This window comes from Nostocoides sp. (assembly GCF_035343835.1).
Lineage (GTDB): Bacteria > Actinomycetota > Actinomycetes > Actinomycetales > Dermatophilaceae > Nostocoides_A > Nostocoides_A vanveenii.
The window spans coordinates 1-16,358 of sequence record NZ_DAOQZV010000051.1 but is presented as its reverse complement, the minus strand read 5'-3'; the positions used below and the strand labels follow the sequence as shown (position 1 = coordinate 16,358).

General features: G+C 68.6%; 17 protein-coding genes. 11 read left to right on the top strand and 6 right to left on the bottom strand.

Going from position 1 to position 16,358, the window contains the following annotated elements; translation table 11 throughout:
* Positions 1–225 precede the first annotated feature (225 nt).
* Both ppk2 and PKH97_RS05685 read right to left on the bottom strand, forming a co-directional pair.
* Positions 226–1,110 (bottom strand): polyphosphate kinase 2, encoded by an 885-nt coding sequence (gene ppk2 / locus PKH97_RS05690; RefSeq protein WP_324386440.1) that lies wholly within the window; start codon positions 1,108–1,110, stop codon positions 226–228.
* Between the two features lie 80 nt (positions 1,111–1,190).
* A complete protein-coding gene (locus PKH97_RS05685) occupies positions 1,191–1,490 on the bottom strand; it encodes a hypothetical protein (protein WP_324386438.1) in 300 nt (99 codons plus the stop codon).
* Positions 1,491–1,636: 146 nt separating this feature from the next.
* On the opposite strand from PKH97_RS05685, the gene PKH97_RS05680 reads away from it, so the two are divergent.
* From PKH97_RS05680 to PKH97_RS05670, 3 genes are read left to right on the top strand one after another with little or no spacing between them, the layout of a single operon-like run.
* Positions 1,637–2,266, top strand: a complete 630-nt coding sequence (locus PKH97_RS05680; protein ID WP_324386439.1) for an alpha/beta-hydrolase family protein — start codon at positions 1,637–1,639, stop codon at positions 2,264–2,266.
* 5 nt (positions 2,267–2,271) lie between these two features.
* Positions 2,272–2,541, top strand: coding sequence for an alpha/beta-hydrolase family protein (locus PKH97_RS05675; RefSeq protein ID WP_324386437.1), 270 nt, complete (start codon positions 2,272–2,274; stop codon positions 2,539–2,541).
* Entirely contained in the window at positions 2,439–2,891 is a 453-nt protein-coding gene (locus PKH97_RS05670) for an alpha/beta-hydrolase family protein (RefSeq protein ID WP_324386436.1), read from the top strand. The genes PKH97_RS05675 and PKH97_RS05670 overlap by 103 nt, the downstream gene beginning before the upstream one ends.
* 155 nt (positions 2,892–3,046) lie before the next feature.
* Here the strand turns inward: PKH97_RS05670 and PKH97_RS05665 are convergent, their stop codons facing one another.
* Positions 3,047–4,879: an alpha-amylase family glycosyl hydrolase gene (locus tag PKH97_RS05665; RefSeq protein ID WP_324386435.1), complete on the bottom strand. Its 1,833-nt coding sequence runs from the start codon at positions 4,877–4,879 to the stop codon at positions 3,047–3,049.
* Between the two features lie 230 nt (positions 4,880–5,109).
* On the opposite strand from PKH97_RS05665, the gene PKH97_RS05660 reads away from it, so the two are divergent.
* Together PKH97_RS05660 and PKH97_RS05655 are read left to right on the top strand one after the other, a co-directional pair.
* The gene (locus tag PKH97_RS05660) at positions 5,110–5,472 is read left to right on the top strand and encodes a nucleotide pyrophosphohydrolase (RefSeq protein ID WP_324386434.1); all 363 of its coding nucleotides are present in this window, start codon (positions 5,110–5,112) and stop codon (positions 5,470–5,472) included.
* Positions 5,469–6,398, top strand: coding sequence for an alpha/beta hydrolase (locus tag PKH97_RS05655; protein ID WP_324386433.1), 930 nt, complete (start codon positions 5,469–5,471; stop codon positions 6,396–6,398). The genes PKH97_RS05660 and PKH97_RS05655 overlap by 4 nt, the downstream gene beginning before the upstream one ends.
* An 84-nt stretch (positions 6,399–6,482) precedes the next feature.
* Here PKH97_RS05655 and PKH97_RS05650 read toward each other — a convergent pair whose 3' ends face one another.
* Both PKH97_RS05650 and PKH97_RS05645 read right to left on the bottom strand, forming a co-directional pair.
* Complete coding sequence (locus PKH97_RS05650) at positions 6,483–6,923, bottom strand: DUF1304 domain-containing protein (RefSeq protein ID WP_324386432.1); 441 nt, start codon at positions 6,921–6,923, stop codon at positions 6,483–6,485.
* A gap of 94 nt (positions 6,924–7,017) precedes the next feature.
* Positions 7,018–9,270, bottom strand: a complete 2,253-nt coding sequence (locus tag PKH97_RS05645; RefSeq protein ID WP_324386431.1) for a cell wall-binding repeat-containing protein — start codon at positions 9,268–9,270, stop codon at positions 7,018–7,020.
* A gap of 219 nt (positions 9,271–9,489) precedes the next feature.
* On the opposite strand from PKH97_RS05645, the gene PKH97_RS05640 reads away from it, so the two are divergent.
* Genes PKH97_RS05640 through PKH97_RS05625 form a run of 4 tightly spaced genes read left to right on the top strand, consistent with a single transcriptional unit; the run spans position 9,490 to position 13,802 of the window.
* Positions 9,490–10,590: a ferredoxin reductase gene (locus PKH97_RS05640; RefSeq protein WP_324386430.1), complete on the top strand. Its 1,101-nt coding sequence runs from the start codon at positions 9,490–9,492 to the stop codon at positions 10,588–10,590.
* Between the two features lie 25 nt (positions 10,591–10,615).
* Positions 10,616–11,974, top strand: coding sequence for an acyl-CoA desaturase (locus PKH97_RS05635; RefSeq protein ID WP_324386429.1), 1,359 nt, complete (start codon positions 10,616–10,618; stop codon positions 11,972–11,974).
* Between the two features lie 19 nt (positions 11,975–11,993).
* Positions 11,994–12,641 carry an LON peptidase substrate-binding domain-containing protein gene (locus tag PKH97_RS05630; protein WP_324386428.1) on the top strand — a complete coding sequence of 216 codons (648 nt, stop codon included), beginning with the start codon at positions 11,994–11,996 and terminating at the stop codon, positions 12,639–12,641.
* A 45-nt stretch (positions 12,642–12,686) separates the two neighbouring features.
* Complete coding sequence (locus tag PKH97_RS05625) at positions 12,687–13,802, top strand: NAD(P)/FAD-dependent oxidoreductase (RefSeq protein ID WP_324386427.1); 1,116 nt, start codon at positions 12,687–12,689, stop codon at positions 13,800–13,802.
* 148 nt (positions 13,803–13,950) lie between these two features.
* Here PKH97_RS05625 and PKH97_RS05620 read toward each other — a convergent pair whose 3' ends face one another.
* The gene (locus tag PKH97_RS05620; protein ID WP_324386426.1) at positions 13,951–14,529 is read right to left on the bottom strand and encodes a MarR family transcriptional regulator; all 579 of its coding nucleotides are present in this window, start codon (positions 14,527–14,529) and stop codon (positions 13,951–13,953) included.
* A gap of 63 nt (positions 14,530–14,592) precedes the next feature.
* Between PKH97_RS05620 and PKH97_RS05615 the strand changes: the two genes are divergently transcribed.
* Both PKH97_RS05615 and PKH97_RS05610 read left to right on the top strand, forming a co-directional pair.
* Positions 14,593–15,099 carry a hypothetical protein gene (locus PKH97_RS05615; RefSeq protein WP_324386425.1) on the top strand — a complete coding sequence of 169 codons (507 nt, stop codon included), beginning with the start codon at positions 14,593–14,595 and terminating at the stop codon, positions 15,097–15,099.
* 187 nt (positions 15,100–15,286) lie between these two features.
* Positions 15,287–16,150: a hypothetical protein gene (locus tag PKH97_RS05610; protein ID WP_324386424.1), complete on the top strand. Its 864-nt coding sequence runs from the start codon at positions 15,287–15,289 to the stop codon at positions 16,148–16,150.
* Positions 16,151–16,358 lie beyond the last annotated feature (208 nt).

Genomic DNA, 16,358 nt, shown 5'->3' with positions numbered 1-16,358 from the left:
GCCCCCATCCGGGACGCCGCATAGCCAAACCCTCCACGATTCGGGGGGAACCACACCGCGAAGTATCGCCGTGACGAAGGAGCGAAGGACTTCGGGGGGTGGCTCAGTCGGGGTCCCCGCGAAGTATCGCCGTGACGAAGGAGCGAAGGACTTCGGGGGGTGGCTCAGTCGGGGTCCCCGCGAAGTATCGCCGTGACGAAGGAGCGAAGGACTTCGGGGGGTGGCTCAGTCCCCGACCGTCTTCTTGCCCCGGGCCACGATCAGCGGGTCGGGGTCGCTGACGACGTCGCTGTCCTTGCCGTCATAGTCCTGCAGGCTCAGGAACAAGCGCATCGCGTTGATCCGGGCCCGCTTCTTGTCATTGGACTTGATCGTGTACCAGCGGGAGGACTTGGTGTCGGTCCGGGCGAACATCGCCTCCTTGGCGGCGGTGTAGGACTCCCACTTGTCCAGGCTCTCCAAGTCCATCGGCGAGAGCTTCCACCGGCGGACGGGGTCGATCTGGCGGATGGCGAAGCGGGTGCGCTGCTCCTGCTGGGTCACCGAGAACCACAGTTTGGTCACCGTGGTCCCGGAGTCGATGAGCATCTCCTCGAAGCGCGGCGCCTGCTTCATGAAGGTCTCGTACTCATCGTCGGAGCAGAAGCCCATGACGCGCTCGACGCCGCCGCGGTTGTACCAGGAGCGGTCGAAGAGCACGATCTCGCCGGCCGTCGGCAGGTGTGAGACATAGCGTTGGAAATACCACTGGCCCAGCTCGGTGGTCGTCGGCTTGGTCAAGGCGACGACGCGCGCCGATCGCGGATTGAGGTGTTCCATGAAGCGCTTGATCGTCCCGCCCTTGCCGGCCGCGTCCCGGCCCTCGAAGACGATGACGTGCTTTTGCCCCATGTCCTGGGCCCAGTACTGGAACTTCAGCAGCTCGATCTGCAGCAGATACTTCTCGACCTCGTAGTCGTTGCGCGACATCAACTCGTCATAGGGATAGTTCTCGCGCCACGTCTCCACCGCCTTGCCATCGGGCGCGATCAGCATGGGGTCGTCCCCGTGATCGTCGCGGACCGTGTAGCCCTCGGTCTTGAGGCTGTCGATGTACTCGCGCAGGTTCATCTGGCTCACGATCGAAACCCTAGTGAACGGGGCGTCGATGGGATAGGCCCACCTATGTGAACTTGCGCGAGCGCGGTGTGCTACTCGCTGGCCGCGAGATAGGTGCGCAGGATGCCGGGAAGGAGGAAGACGACCCAGGCCCAATACCACGCGTGCATGGTGAATCCGAGCACGAGGAAGACGACCGTCGCCAGGCCGCCGCTGGCCGCGAGCAGGCCGTTCATCCGCTTGCGTCGCGCCTCCCGGCGGGCGTCGATCTCGGTGCGGCCCGGTTGACCCACCGCGCCGCCCGGGGCAGCCTCGGTCGGGATCGGCCGGAACTGCCCATCTTGCGGTCCGTTGGATCGTCCGTATGTCGCGTCGCTGTCCCCTGCGTTCATACCGTCAGTCTGCGCGCTCGCGGGCTCCTTGTCACCTCGCGGCCGGAGCGCGTCGCACAAGGCTGCCGACCGGGCAGAATCGTTCCACCACTGCACCCTTCAGGAGCCCCGCGTGACACTGGTTGTGATTTCCCGCGCCGGGCACTCTGCTCGCCGGGCCGGCGAGGGCACCTGCTGATGGCTGCCGGGTCGCCGCGCGGCGGGCTGGTGCGACGCGCGCTGACGGGCCGGTCTGTGCCCGGCCTGTTGCTGGGCTGGGTCGCCTTTCTCATCAGTCTCTCGCCGAGCCTGCTGCCGAGGCCCTGGCACCTGCAAGCCGCCGCGTCGGCGGGATCCGCAGTCGTGGCGTATGCCGCGGGCACGCTCCTTGTCGCCCTCTGCACCCCGGTCTTCGCCGCGGTCGGCGTGCGCGTTCTCGTCGACCCGCAGCGGCGCCGGCGGGCCGCGATCACGGCAATCGTCGTGATCGTCGTGGGTACCCTCACCGCCTGGGTCGCGTCTATGCCTCGCCCACGGATGCCTCGGTCGACGTCGAGGAGATTGCGGCAACCGTGGTGCGGGAGCTGGAGCGCACGCGCGCGTTCGAGCGGCCGGTGCTCGCCCTCCTAGGAACGACGGGCACCGGCTGGGTGGATGAGTTCAATGTGCGTTCGATCGAGTACCTGACCGACGGGAACTGCGCCACAGCAGCGATGCAGTACTCCTTCCTGCCCAGTCCCGTCGCCTTCGTCACCGACCGAGATCTGCCCGAGCGCGCGCGGGCCGCGCCCTGGTGAACGCGGTGGAGCGGGCCCTCGGCGCTCGTCCGGAGGCGACCCGGCCGAAGCTCTATCTCGGTGGTGAGTCGCTCGGCTCCTTCGGAATGCAAGCGGCTTTTGCCGACAGTGCGGACATGCTGGGCCGGGTCGACGCAGCGGTCTGGGTCGGGACCCCCGGAGCGACCACCGTGTGGGAGGAAGTCACCGCGGTCCGCCACCGCGGCAGTCCACAGATCGCCCCGTTGTGGATAACGGCCGACACATCCGCTTCGCCACCACTGCGGCGGATCTGAGGCGGGATCGCTACGGCCGAGACCTCGGCCCCTGGTCGGCCCCTCGGGTGGTTTACCTGCAACATGCCTCCGATCCGATCGTGTGGTGGCAGCCTTCGCTAGCCGTCCAGGAGCCGGACTGGATCGGCGAGCGTGCCGGGTCGGATGTCGACCCGTCTCTGCGGTGGTGGCCCCTGGTCACCTCCTGGATGATCCGTCTCGACCTGGCGGTCGCCAACAATGCAGCGCCGGGCCACGGTCACATCGACGAAGACGATCTGATCGATGCATGGGCGCCGGTCCTGGACGTCACGTTGAGCGCCCAGGACCGCGCCGATGTCGTCACCGCAATCCGCAACCGTCAGCGGTAGCGGTGCCTGGCCAGGACATCCGGGCATCGACTCGCATTGCGCAGGATCTCCGGACCGGTCCGGCCCCTCCGGTCACCGGCGGGCCAGCCCGATCGTGACTCGTTCCCACAGCCCCATTCCTTGGAGCGGCAAGGTGGGGCTCGACCTCGGCTGCCCTACTCTGCGCTGCCGGAGCCACCCACCAGTGCATAGATCAACACGGTGTAGGGCGCGATCGTGATGCTCGCGTCGTCCCCCGCATCGACGTCGGATGACGCGTGGTTGCCGAAGGCGGTGCTGTAGAGACCCGCGTCGGAGTTGAAGCGCAACGCCCAGCGGCCTGGGTGCGGCATCTGGACGCGGTAGTCCTCGCGCGCCTCGTGCGCGAGGTTGGCGATCACCACCACGTCGTCGCCGGGGCCGCCGTCGGCCCACCGGTGGTAGGCCAGGACGTTGCTGGTCTCGTCGGCGTGCAGGACGCGCACGTGGTGCCCGGTCAGGCCGCGCGTGGTCCCGTCGGCATTGCGGCGCAAGCCGATCAGATCCCGGTAGAGGCGAATGATGCCCCGGAAGTCCGCGGCCCGGTCCCAGTCGAGGGGCACGTCGTCGCGGAACCACTCGCCTTCGAGGAATTCCTGGCCCTGGAAGATCATCGGGATACCGGGTGCGGTCAGGGCCAAGGCGGCGCCCAGCGTCGAGCGCTTCTGCGCGGCCCAGCCGGTCGCGTCGCCCTCGTCGATCTCGTGCGGCACGCGGGCCTGCCCGTTGGCGACTTCGTCGTGGGACTCGGTGTAGACCACTCGCTGGAAGGCGTCACCGTTGTAGGCAGTCGTCAGCGCCTCGGCGATGGCCGCCAGGGAGCGGTCCTCGTCGGCGACTGCGGTCAGCGCATCGCGGACCGGGTGGACGAAGGCGCCGTCCCACTGAGCGTGGAAGGCCGCTCCATTGTCCTCGGTGGCGGAGATCAGCGGGTCGCGCTGCATGTCTTCGGCGATGAGGATCGCGTGCGGGAACTCCTCGCGCACCGAGGTGTTGATCCACCGCATCAGCGACCAGCCATCCGGCAGGTCGTGCCCGCCGCCGTGGACGCTGCGGATAAAGGGCGTCATGTCGTAGCGCAGGCCGTCGACGTGATAGTCCCGCAGCCACGACAGCGCGTTGTCGCGCAGCAGGTCGCGCACCTGTGGCCGGCCATAGTCGGGACGGGTGTCGCCCCACGGGGTGGTGCTCCTGTCGTCGTTGTAGAAGTAGATCCCGCCCTTGCCGTTCTCGGACCACCCGTCGAACTGCCACAGGTCCAGATCGCTCGGACCAAGGTGGTTGTAGACGACGTCGAGCACGACGCCGATGCCGCGCCGGTGCGCCTCCTTGACGAAGTCCTTGAACGCGCTCGGCCCACCGTAGGCGCTCTCGACAGCGAACAGGTGGGCGGGGTTGTAGCCCCACGAGTAGTCCCCCGCGAATTCGGCCACGGGCATGACCTGCACGACATTGACGCCGAGCTTGACCAGGTGGTCCAGGCGGGCGCGGGCGTCGTCGAGGGTGCCGATGGCGCCCTCGTCGGCCGGATTGAACGAGCCGACGTGCATCTCGTAGATGACCAGCTCGTGATGGCCGCCGAGATGGAACTCGTCGCCCTCCCAGTCGTATGCCGCGTGGTCGTGGACGACGCCATTCCCGACGGAGTTGGTGACCTCACGGGCATACGGATCGATGCGGTGGACGAGCTCGCCGTCCGCGGTGGTGATGGCGTATTTGTAGGCGGCGCCCGCCTCCACACCGGGGATCGCGACATACCAGTTGCCGTCGCTGCCGTCCTCCTCGGTCAGGGGATGCGCGGTCGGCGACCACTCGTTGAAGTCGCCGACGACGGCGACGGCGCGCGCGTTCGGCGCCCACACGCGGAAGGCGACGCCACCGTCATACGGCACGGCGCCCATGCCGGGCGTGACCGCAACGGCGGAGTCGGTCGTGTTGAGCGACGTCGGGGCGGGGGTGGGCGTGGTCATGACGAGGTCCTTATCTGTTGCCTGGGGTCGGCCCGCGAACAGTGGGGGCCGTAAGGAGGAGGACGCGCGCCCTCGCCCGCGCCGCCCGCCGGTCGGAGCGGATGGAAGGGCCAGGGTGAAATGGGCGAGTTGTCGATCTGGGTCGCATCCTAGGGTCGCGGCCGAAGGACGCGTCCGAAACGACCCCGTCAATCCAGGCACCGGTGCGTGACCTTGCCGACAATGCCCGTATGCCGCGTGACCCCGACAGCCTCGAAGCCTTCCAGGACGCTGTGCGCACCTTCAGCGCCGAGCGAGACTGGCGTCAGTTCCACGACCCGAAGTCCTTGTTGCTGGCGCTGGTGGGCGAGGTCGGCGAGTTGGCCGAACTCTTCCAGTGGGTGCCGGCCGACGAGGCACTCGCGCGCTTTGCCGGCGGCCCCGAGCGCACGCGAGCGGAGGAGGAGATCTCGGACGTCTTCATCTATCTGCTCGGGTTGGTCGACGTGCTCGGGATCGACCTGCTCTCGGCGGCGCGCGCGAAGCTGGCGGCGGCGGCTGTGAGGTATCCCATCGGCAGCGGACTCGATCCCGGCCGTACTATCCGCTCATGACGAGCACTGCGCGCATCGCCGCGGCGGACGGGACCGAACTGGCCACCTACGTCTGGAGCCCTGACGGGCCGCCCAAGGCGATCGTGCAGATCGCCCACGGGATGGCCGAGCACGCGGCGCGTTATGAGCGCTTCGCCGGCGCGCTGACGGCAGCCGGCTATGTCGTCTATGCCAATGACCACCGCGGGCACGGCGCGACCGGGCCGCTCGGGCCGGATCACGGCTACTTCGCCGACAAGCGGGGCTTCTTGACGGTGGTGGACGACCTGCATACGGTCACCGAGGCGGCGCGGGCGGCGCACCCGGGGCTGCCGGTCTTCCTCTTCGGGCACAGCATGGGCTCCTTCCTCGCCCGCGCGTATGCCGCGGAGCACGGCTCGCAGCTGTCCGGGCTGGTGCTGTGCGGGACGGCTGGGGACCAGGGCCTGCTCGGTCAGGTGGGGCTGAACCTGGCCCGGGTGCAGTCGAAGGTGCGGGGGCGCCGGCATACGTCCGGGTTGTTGGACATGCTGAGCTTCGGGCAGTACGGCAAGGACTTCAAACCGGCCCGGACGAAGTTCGACTGGCTCTCTCGCGACCCCGACGAGGTCGACAAGTATGTCGCGGATCCGTTGTGCGGCAACGTCTTTACGGCGGGTTTCTATGTGGACCTGATCAACGGCCTGAACCACATCCACTCGGCCTCGACGACCGCGAAGGTCCCGAAGTCGCTCCCCGTGCACCTGATCGCCGGGACGATGGACCCGGTAGGCGCGAAGTCCAAGGGCGTGGAGCAGGTAGCCGGGCAGTACCGCAAGGCGGGGCTGGAGTCGGTGACGACGCACTACTACGACGGTGCCCGGCACGAGCTGCTCAACGAGACCAACCGCGACGAGGTCACGGCCGACGTGATTGCGTGGCTGGATGCCCACCTGCCCCGTACCTAACCCCTGCTAGCAGACTTTAGGTGACGTGCAGCAGGGTCTACCCTGCTCGACGTCACCCAACCTGTGCTGAGTCGGCGCCAGGGGTCAGGACGAGGCCCAGGTGTAGGCGACGGCGAGCAGCGGGCACAGGCCCTGGATCAGCGCGGCCCGCGGCTTGCCGCCGGAGTTGAGCAGCACCAGGGACGCCAGGAACATCGAGCCGCAGCTGACATAGATCAGCGCCTGCGCCCAGATCATCTGATCGGTCCCGGCCTTGGCGACCGCGAGCAGCCCCGAGCCGATCACGGCCGTGATGGCCAGGAAGAGGTTGTAGTAGCCCTGGTTGTAGGCCCACGGCTTGACGACCTTGGCGGCCTCCGGGCCCGCCACGCCGAAGATCTTCCAGGTCTTCGGGTTGTCGAACATGAACGACTCGAGGCTGAAGATGTAGAAGTGGATCAGGCCGGCCAGGAAGGCGAAGACGATCGCGGCGATATGCACGCCGGGCATCATCGCATTGCGACCCCAGCCCCCGGGCCGGGACACGTCTGGGGCGTCATTCTCGTGGTCGGGCCCAGCTTTCGTTGGCGGGCCGGTTTATAGCGCGGCCCGCCAACGAAAACCAGGCCCCACTCCGGCGCTACTTGGCGAGATAGTCCGCCAGCTGGGCCTGAACGGCATACGAGATGGTGTTCGGGCCGCCGAGGACGACGATCTTCGTCGGCTTGAGACGGGCGAGCTCGGCCGCGCTCGCAGCGGGAAGGGTCGTCGTGTCGGTGAGCACGACCGGGCCGGCGGTCATCCCCGCCACGGGCGCGCCGGAGAGGGCGTCGGTGTAGACGCGCCCGCTGGCCACGTATGCCGTGTTCACACCCGGGTCGTAGTTGGCGGCACTGATCGCGGCCGAGGCGGCGAACCGGTCGGCTCCGGCATACCGCTCGACGGTCGGGGCGTAGGCGGCGAGCGCGGCCTCGACCTCGGGGGTGATCGTGTTGACGCCGCCGAGGACGACGATGCGCTGGGGCTGCAGGCGGGTCAGTTCAGCCGCGATCGACGGCGGGATGGCTTTGGTGTCCACCAGCAGCATCGGGTTCTTGTCGCGGCCGGCGACCGGCGCGCCGGAGAGGGCGTCGGGGAAGACCCGCCCGCTGGCGACGTATGCCGTGTCGACCCCCGGCTCGTAGGACGTCGCCGAGATCGCGGCCGAGGTCTCGAAACGGTCCTTGCCCGACCAGCGCTCGATTGCGGCGCCGGTCGCGGATGCCGCTGCGGCAGCGACATTCTCGGTGATTGTGTTGGGCCCGCCAAGGATCACGATGCGACCCGGGCGCAGACGCTTCAACTCGGTGGAGATCGCCGAGGGCAGGGCATCGCGCGCGGTCAGCAGGACCGGGCCACGCGTCATACCGGCCACGGGAGCGCCGGAGAGGGCGTCGGTGTAGATCTCCCCCGAGGCGAGATAGGCGGTGGTGACACCCGGAGCGAAGGTCTTGGCCGAGATCGCGGCGGAGGCGTCGTAGCGGTCCTTGCCCGACCAGCGGGCGACCTTGGTCAGGCTGGGGAAGGAGACGGTGACCTGGGCCCTGGTCTGGTCGGCCGCGCCCACCGCAATCTTGAAGATGCCGAGGGGAGCGGTGAAGGACTCGCCGGTCTCGAGGCCGGGGTGACGCTGGGTCACGGTGTCGGACGTGGTCGTGTGGAAGTCGATGAGGTTGCTGTCGTAGATGTACTTGGCGTCCGGGAGCTTGGTCTGGGTCAGGATCACTCCGCCTCCGGGCGCCGTGCGCGTGACGCCCGCGCTGTCATAGGTCTGGTCGTCGGTCCAGGACTCCAGCCCGGTCGAGACGCGGTATTCGAGGTCGTAGCGATAACCATCCAGCGTGCACGTGACCATCTGCACATTGCCGGACGGACCTTGCAGCCGGTAGAGATCGAGAGTGCGGTCCGGCCCGCCCGCCGGGATGATTTCGTAGTTGCCGGCATCGAAGGCGAGGAAGTCCAGCATTTCCTTGGCATGCGGCATACCGACATGGCCGTACCCGAAGGGCAGCCAGCCCGCGGGGCTCCAGGGATCGTTGTAGGCGACGCGCTCGCACGACTTCTCGGGCGTCAAGGAGAGGGGCACCCGTTTGCCGGCGCTGTCGGTGCAGAGGACTTGATCGGTGCCGACCACCCAGTCGTTGTGGAGGATCGCGCGGTTGATGACATCGTCCTTGGGGACGATCAAGCCGTTGGTGATCGACACCCCGTACCCCTTGGGCGACGTACCAACGTACTGAATGTCGGTCCAGTCGCAGGCCGGGTTGTAGGGCAGGTTGAAGAGGACGTGATCGTTGGGTCGTCCACCCGTGATGTTCTTGGAGGCCTCGCGCCAGATCGCGGCGATATCGCACGTGGCGATCTCGCTACTGGTCAGGTTGATGTGCCGCCAGTCCTCCGCCCAGCCGAGGAAGACCGATACCTGGCCGTCGGCAGCGTCATTCCAATATGCGCCGGAGCGAGCGACATAGGTCGAAGCGTTCGTCGTGGGGTCCTGGGCCGGTTGCGACGAGGTCCAATACATCGGGGCGTAGTAGACGTAGTGGGCGCCGATCTCCTTGGATCCGGTGTGGAAGGGGAGGCGGACTGCGTCCGACGCGGCCGAGGAGCCGGCGCCGAGGTCAGTCGCTGGGCGCACCAGATGGCCGCGTGTGGCTCCCTGGGCCAGGTCGATTGGCGTCCGTATCGGGGCTGCCTTCGTCCGGGCTACCGAAGGCGCTGCGCTCGGCGAAGCGGCCTTAACGCTCGCGGCTGGTGCGGCCGAGGCCGCGGTCGCACCAGCGGTGGTTGCGGCGAGGGCGGCGGTGGCCAGCGCGATCGGGGCGCGTCGACGGGTGCGGGGCGAGGCAGTCATACGGCCAAAGTTAGTGGTGTGCCGGGTGGGTGTGGTGTGACGCCGGCACAGGTGATTCGGATGGGACGGGCGGTGGTCGCACTCAGCGCAGGTTAAGTGACGTCGAGCACGGTAGACCCTGCTGGACGTCACCTAAACCCTGCTAGCAGGGTTTAGGTAGACCCCGCAGCGCAAAGCTACCGGCGCGTAACCTACGGAACCGTAGGTTATGCTGGCCGTATGACGTCCGCTCCGCCGCGCGCCGCGCGGCGCCTTCCGTCCGGGCTCGCCGACGGCATGTGGAAGCTGGCCGGCGCGATCGCCACACCGGTCGTGCCGCAGGACTACCTCGACATGTTCGCCCCGCTGCGCGCCGGCGCCGAATTGCGCGGCCGGCTGGTGTCGATCCAGCCCGAGACCGCCGACGCGGCAACCATCCGCATCCAGCCCGGGCGCTCCTGGCGCGGGCATACGCCGGGGCAGTACATCCGCATCGGGATCGACATCGACGGCGTGCGGCACTGGCGGGCCTACTCCCTGACCTCGCTGCGAGGCGAGCCGGACGGCACGATCACCATCACCCCCAAGGCGATCCCCGGCGGGCTGGTGAGCAATCACCTCGTCCGCGACGCCCTACCAGGCACGCTCGTCATGCTCGACCAGGCCGTCGGCGACTTTGTGCTCCCCCCCATCCCGCCGGAGAAGATCCTCTTCATCACCGGCGGCTCGGGAATCACCCCGGTCATGGGGATGCTGCGCAATCTGCCCGACGGCACCGACCTCGACATCGTGCTGCTGCACTCCGCTCCACGACCCGAGGATGTCGTCTTCGGACCGGAGTTGCGCAGCCGCGGGGCGGCCGGGCAGCTGGATCTGCGGGTGCGGCATACGGACACCGACGGGATGCTGGACCTCGCCGACCTCGACGCGACCGTCCCCGACTGGCGCGAGCGCGAGGCGTGGGTCTGCGGGCCGACCGGCCTGCTCGACGCCGCGGAGTTGCACTGGGCCGCGAACGATGTCACGGACAAACTGCACGTCGAGCGCTTCCGGCCGACGATCATCGAGGGCGGCGAGGGTGGCGAGATCACCCTGCTGAACTCTCGGCTCACGATCGACGCCGACGGGTCCACGCCCATCCTGGACGCCGCCGAGGACGCCGGCGCCTTGATGAGGAGCGGCTGCCGCATGGGAATTTGTTTCGGCTGCGTGGTGACCATGCGCCAGGGGGCGGTGCGAGACTTGCGTACCGGAGTGATCACCGTCGCCGAACCCGGGGACGAACTGCCCATCCAGACGTGTATCAATGCGGTCGCGGGTAGCTGCGACCTCGAGATCTAGCTCCACCGAACCCGAGGACGTCCATATGACACTCGCTCCCGAACGTCACGATGTCGCCGACGCGCCTGTCGACCGGATCGACATCGACCCACGCGCACCGCACGTCAGTGAGGCCACGCACGTGGCGGCGACCCACCACGAACTCAACTCGCGGCTCTCGGTTGCCGGTGGCGAGGAACGCACCCATCCGCCGAAGCACTCCGGCCGACCTAACCCGATGGCCGGCTTGACCAACGAGGAGATCGAGGGCATCGGCCGCGAACTCGACGCGCTCCGCGCGGAGGTGATGGATTCGCGGGGGGCCCGGGATGCGGCATACATCCGGCGGGTCATCAAGGTCCAGCGCGGGCTGGAGATCGGCAGCCGCGTCGTTTTGCTCTTCTCCCGCAACAAGTTTGCGTGGGTCGCCGGCACGGCCGGGTTGTCGCTGGCCAAGATCCTGGAGAATATGGAGATCGGGCACAACGTCCTGCACGGGCAGTGGGACTGGATGCGCGACCCCAAGATCCACTCCACGACGTGGGACTGGGACATGGCCTCGCCGGCCAAGCAATGGCAGGCCAGCCACAATGTCCTGCACCACACCTACACCAATGTGCTCGGGCGCGACAACGACCTCGGCTACGGCCTGCTGCGCGTCGATGAGGACCAGAAGTGGGAGCTCTTCCACCTCGGTCAGCCCATCTGGCACCTGATCAATGCGATGTTTTTCGAGTACGGCATCGCCGCCTATGACCTGGAGCTGCGCGGCAATCTGCAGAACTGGGATGAGCTCTCCGATGCCGACAAGGCCACGTTCAAGGCCAATGTCCGCGAGATGCTCAGCAAGATCCGCAAGCAGTGCACCAAGGACTATCTCCTCCATCCGGCGCTCTCGGGCCCGAGCTTCGTGCCGACCCTGCTCGCCAACTTCACCGCCAACACGATCCGCAATCTCTGGTCCAACACGGTCATCATCTGCGGGCACTTCCCCGACGGCATCGACACCTTCGAGACCGACTCGATCGAGGGCGAGACCCGCGGTGAGTGGTATCTGCGGCAGATGCTCGGCTCGGGCAATATTTCCGGCTCGGCGTTCACGCACGTGATGACCGGCAATCTCAGCCACCAGATCGAGCACCACCTCTTCCCGGACATGCCGTCCAACCGCTATGGCGAGATCGCCCCCCGTATCCGTGAGCTGATGGAGCGGCACGACCTGCACTATGTGACCGGGCCGATCGTCAAGCAGGCCTATCAGGTCTATCGCAAGGTCTGCCGGCTGGCCCTGCCCAATGAGGAGCCCGGCCGCACCCGGTGGTCGGTTGTGCGCGGCGAGTTGGCGAGGGTGGCCAAGCGCGAGGGGGCCGCGCGCACCAAGCGCCACCTGCCCTCCACCGCCTGACGCGCTCTCGGGCCCGGCCATGCCCGCGTTGCCGATCTTTCCGCTGGGGACGATCGCCGTCCCGGGCTTCGCGATCGGCCTGCAGATCTTCGAGCCGCGCTATCTGCGGCTGCTCAGCGACCTCGGCGACCTGCCCGAGGCCGACCGGCTCTTCGGGGTGCTCGCCATCCGCCGCGGGCACGAGGTAGGCGCCGGCCACGCCACCGAGACGTATGCCGTGGGCACCGCTGTCCGCGTCGGCCCGCTGGCGCTCGACGGCCGGGTCGTCCGGCTGCAGCCGGTGGGGGTGCGCCGCTTCCGGGTGCTGCGCCACCTGGCCGACGCGCCGTATCCGCGCGCCAAGGTGGCCTGGCTCGACGACGTGCCGGGGACCGACGCGGAGGGCCTCGAGCGGATCGCGCGTGAGCTGCGGGTGGCCTACGCGGCCTACGCGAAGGCCACCGGGCTCGGCGAGTTGCCTGCCGGTTGGTCACCCGACACCCTTGCGTATGCCGTTCTCGGCGCCTTTCCGCTGCCGCTGGCAGACCGCCAGGCCGCCCTGGAGGCGGGCACGACGGCGGAGCGCCTGACCCTGCTGCGGCGAGTCTTGGGCCGCGAGGCGGCGCTCGTGACCCGTTTCCGCGCGCTGCATCTCGCTCCGGATCCGGGCGCAGCCGGCCTGAACTGACTCAGTCGGCAGTAGAGTTACCCGTCAGTAGTGAACGGAGAACGGGTGGATCAGGACGTCATCGTCATCGGCGCCGGGCCGGCCGGGCTGGCCGTCGCCGGGGCGCTCGCGATGCGCGGGCGGCGGGCGGTGGTGTTGGAGCGATCGGCGGACGTGGGCTCCTCCTGGCGCGGGCACTACGACCGGTTGCGGCTGCATACGACCCGGCGATTGTCGGGCTTGCCGGGACTGCCGATCCCGCGGTCGTATGGTCGTTGGGTCGCCCGTGCTGACCTCGTTCGCTATCTCGAGAGCTACCGGGCGCACTTCGACATCGATGTGCGCACGGGGGTCGAGGTGACGGGGATCGCGCCCGTCGTAGGCGGCGGCTGGATGGTCCGGGACGCCTCGGGCGCAGAGTGGCAGGCCGCGAATGTCGTTGTGGCAGCGGGCTACAACCACACTCGCACGCTGCCGTCGTGGCCCGGGCAGGACGGGTTTACGGGGTCGATCGTGCATGCCGGTGACTACCGCAACCCCGGGCCGTATGCCGATCGCTCCGTCCTTGTCGTCGGCACCGGAAACACTGGCTGCGAGATCGCCCAGGACCTCGGCGCCAATGGTGCGGCGCCGGTCTGGCTCGCCTATCGGACGGTGCCCAATATCGTGCGCCGCGAGAAGGCGGGCATCCCGGCGCAGTGGACCGGCATCGCGGTCCGGCACCTGCCGCCGCGGCTGGTGGACCGGGTGGGCGCGCTGATGGCGCGGTCCGAGATTCCCGACCTCACGGCATACGGGCTCCCGCGCGCGACGGCCGGGCTGTACTCGCGCGTGCTCGACGGCGCGATCCCCGTGCAGGACGTCGGGATCATCGATGCGATCCGCGCTCGGCGCGTGCTGCCCGTGCCGACGCTCGAGCGCTTCGACGGTGCGGACGTGGTCCTGGTCGACGGCCGCCGACTGACGCCGGATGTCGTGCTGGTCGCGACCGGGTTCACCACCGGGCTGGCGTCTCTGGTCGGGGATCTGGTCGCGCTCGACGCTCGAGGCCGGCCGCGCGTGCTCGGCGGCAAGCCGGCCGCGCCCGGGATGTATTTCCTCGGCTACACCAACCCGATCAGCGGGATGTTGCGCGAGATCGCCATCGATGCGCGCAAGATCGCCAAGGCCATCGCCGGCTGACTGGCCCCCCCCGACTCCTCGTCGAGAGGCCGGTTCAGGGTCATCGAGAGGCCGGTTCAGCCGCGTCGAAAGGCCGGTTCAGGCCCCGTCGAAAGGCCGGTTCAGCCGCGTCTGGGTCCCACGCCCTGCGTGGGCGCGCCCGGGCAGGTCACGTTCCGGCATCGGCCGCGGCGCGGCAGGCGTCGGCGGACGGGCAGGCCAAACCGCCGGCGAGGCAGGCGCTGACGTCGCAAACCCGACAGATCCGGTAGACATCGGGCGCCTCGGTAGCTGCGACCGTAGCCAGGCGATCGAGGGCCGCGACGAAGTGCGACAAATCGACCGGATCCGGGAATGCCGCCTCGAGCGCCCCCGCTATCACATCACCGGTTTCTCCCACGACGCGATCAGCCGAGCGCCTGCCCGCCCGCGTAAGGACGAGCTCGGTCTGCCGGGTCCCGGCCCGCCCCTGCCGACGCACCAGGCCGCCGGCTTCGAGACGGTCAACCAGGCGCACGCAGGCCGACTGAGAGAGACGGAGTGACCCGGACAGAGTGCCCATCGTCACCGGTTGAGCCCAGGCCAGGAGGGTGAGGGCTTCCCGAGCCGTCCGGCTCGCCAGCAGGCCGCTACCGGGATGGGCGCTGTCGCTGCCGGGGTCGACCAAGTTCGCCGCTATCGCGCGCAACACGTTGGCGCCGTGGCGCACACTCGACGCGCGTTCCTTGGCGGTTGCTCTTGACGCCATACCCACCATCATGCACTATGCATAGATATGCAGAGTGCATAGCTTGCCCCCGAAGGAGACGCCATGCGCCTAAGAATCGCCCTGGTCGCCGCGGTGGCCGCCACCCTCGGCGGCGCCGGGATGGCGACCGCCGCACCCCCCACCACGACCTCTATCGACTACGTCAATGACACCCGCGTCGTCCCTGCTGGGGCGCCCTTCTGCGACTTCCCCATCGTGCGGGTGCGCGATGGTCGGCTGTGGACTCGCACCTACACCGCTGCGGACGGAACGGTCACCCGGGTGCAACGCTGGGTCAGCGCCTACACCTATTCGCTGAGCAACCCCGCCAATGGCAAGATCCTCCTCGCCCATCTTGGGGGGACCTATACCGAGTGGCACGACAGCGACGGCACGGTGCGGATAATCGTCAACGGCAATGACGTCCACTTCACCATGCCCGGAGTCGGGCGAGTGACCGGGCAAACCGGGCGCTATGTCGAGACCTGGACCCCGGACGGCGGCGTCGAGGTAACCGCCACCCACAACGCGGACTATCAGATGTCGGACGTCTGTGCTGCGTTGTCCTGAGCGGGGGCGGCCGGCTGCCCGTGCGCGGGCAGCCGGCGTTGCTCTTGCTCTGCTCACCGCGGGTGCCTGCTCGAGCCCCGGTAACAGCGGCCACGACACCGCGGCGAGCCTGGGGACCGCCCGGTCGAGGACGGCCGCGGCCATCCCCTCCCGGTCGGCAACGCCGGCGCCACGGCCGGACGGCGTTGTGGGCGAACCATTGCCGGGGGTTCCGGTGGGGCTGGTCGCGGTCGAGGGCCACGCCTGGGTCGCCGTCGCGCAGGGCCCGTATGTACGCCTGGCCGGCGGCCGTCGTCTCGACGTCGGTGCGGTGCCGCTGCGGATGGCGGTGGCGCCTGCCGGAGTCTGGGTCTCGGTTTTCGGCGACGGCGATCTTGCGCTCGTCGACACGGCGGGGAACCGGGTGATCCGCCGCGCCCATCTGGGCCAGGGGGCGCAGCCCGAAGGACTGGTCGTCGCGGGGGAGTCGGTCTATGTCGTTGACCAGATGGGTGCGCGCGTCGTCCGGCTGGACGCGCGGAGCGGACGCGTCCGCGGGCAGGCTGCTGTGGGCAGCGGGCCCCGGTTGATCGCCGCCGGTGACTCAGCGCTCTGGGTCACCAACTTCGTTGACGACACCGTCACGCGCATCCAGCTCACGGCGGACGGCGGGTTGGGCCGGCGGGTGACGATTCCCGTATGCCGTGGCCCCCAGGGCGTCGTCGTCACCGCCGCACGCGTCTTGGTTGCCTGCACCCATGACGACGCGGTCGCGGTGATCGATCCGCGCACCGATCGCGTCAACGACACAATCTCCGGCATCGACAGTGCGGATGCTGTGATCGCGGTCGGCCAGCGAGTGGTGGCGATCGGCGAACGCGGTCCCACGGCATACGTCATCGATCCGGCGAGCGCGAAAGTGACGGGACGGCTTGCTTTGGATGCGCAGGGCAGGGCGGCCGACGGCAATGTCGATGCCGTCGTCGTCGGAGATCAGCTATGGGTGACACATCCGACGCCGGGATGGCTCTATCACCTCCCCGTCAGCGCGCTCCTGGAAGCAGGTTCCTAGGACCCGGCGATTCTTCTACCGGGATTAAAAATTTGGGCTATCGAGTGGGGGCGGGTTTCAGACCCGTCGAAGGGCCGGTTCAGGGTCATCGAGTGGCCGCTTCAGAATCGCGGCGGCCTCTCGACGGGTCTGAACCGGCCTCTCGACGGGTGAGGGGGGAGGGGTCACTCGTCGGCGGGGAGGATGACCGAGCGCGAGAGCAGGTACG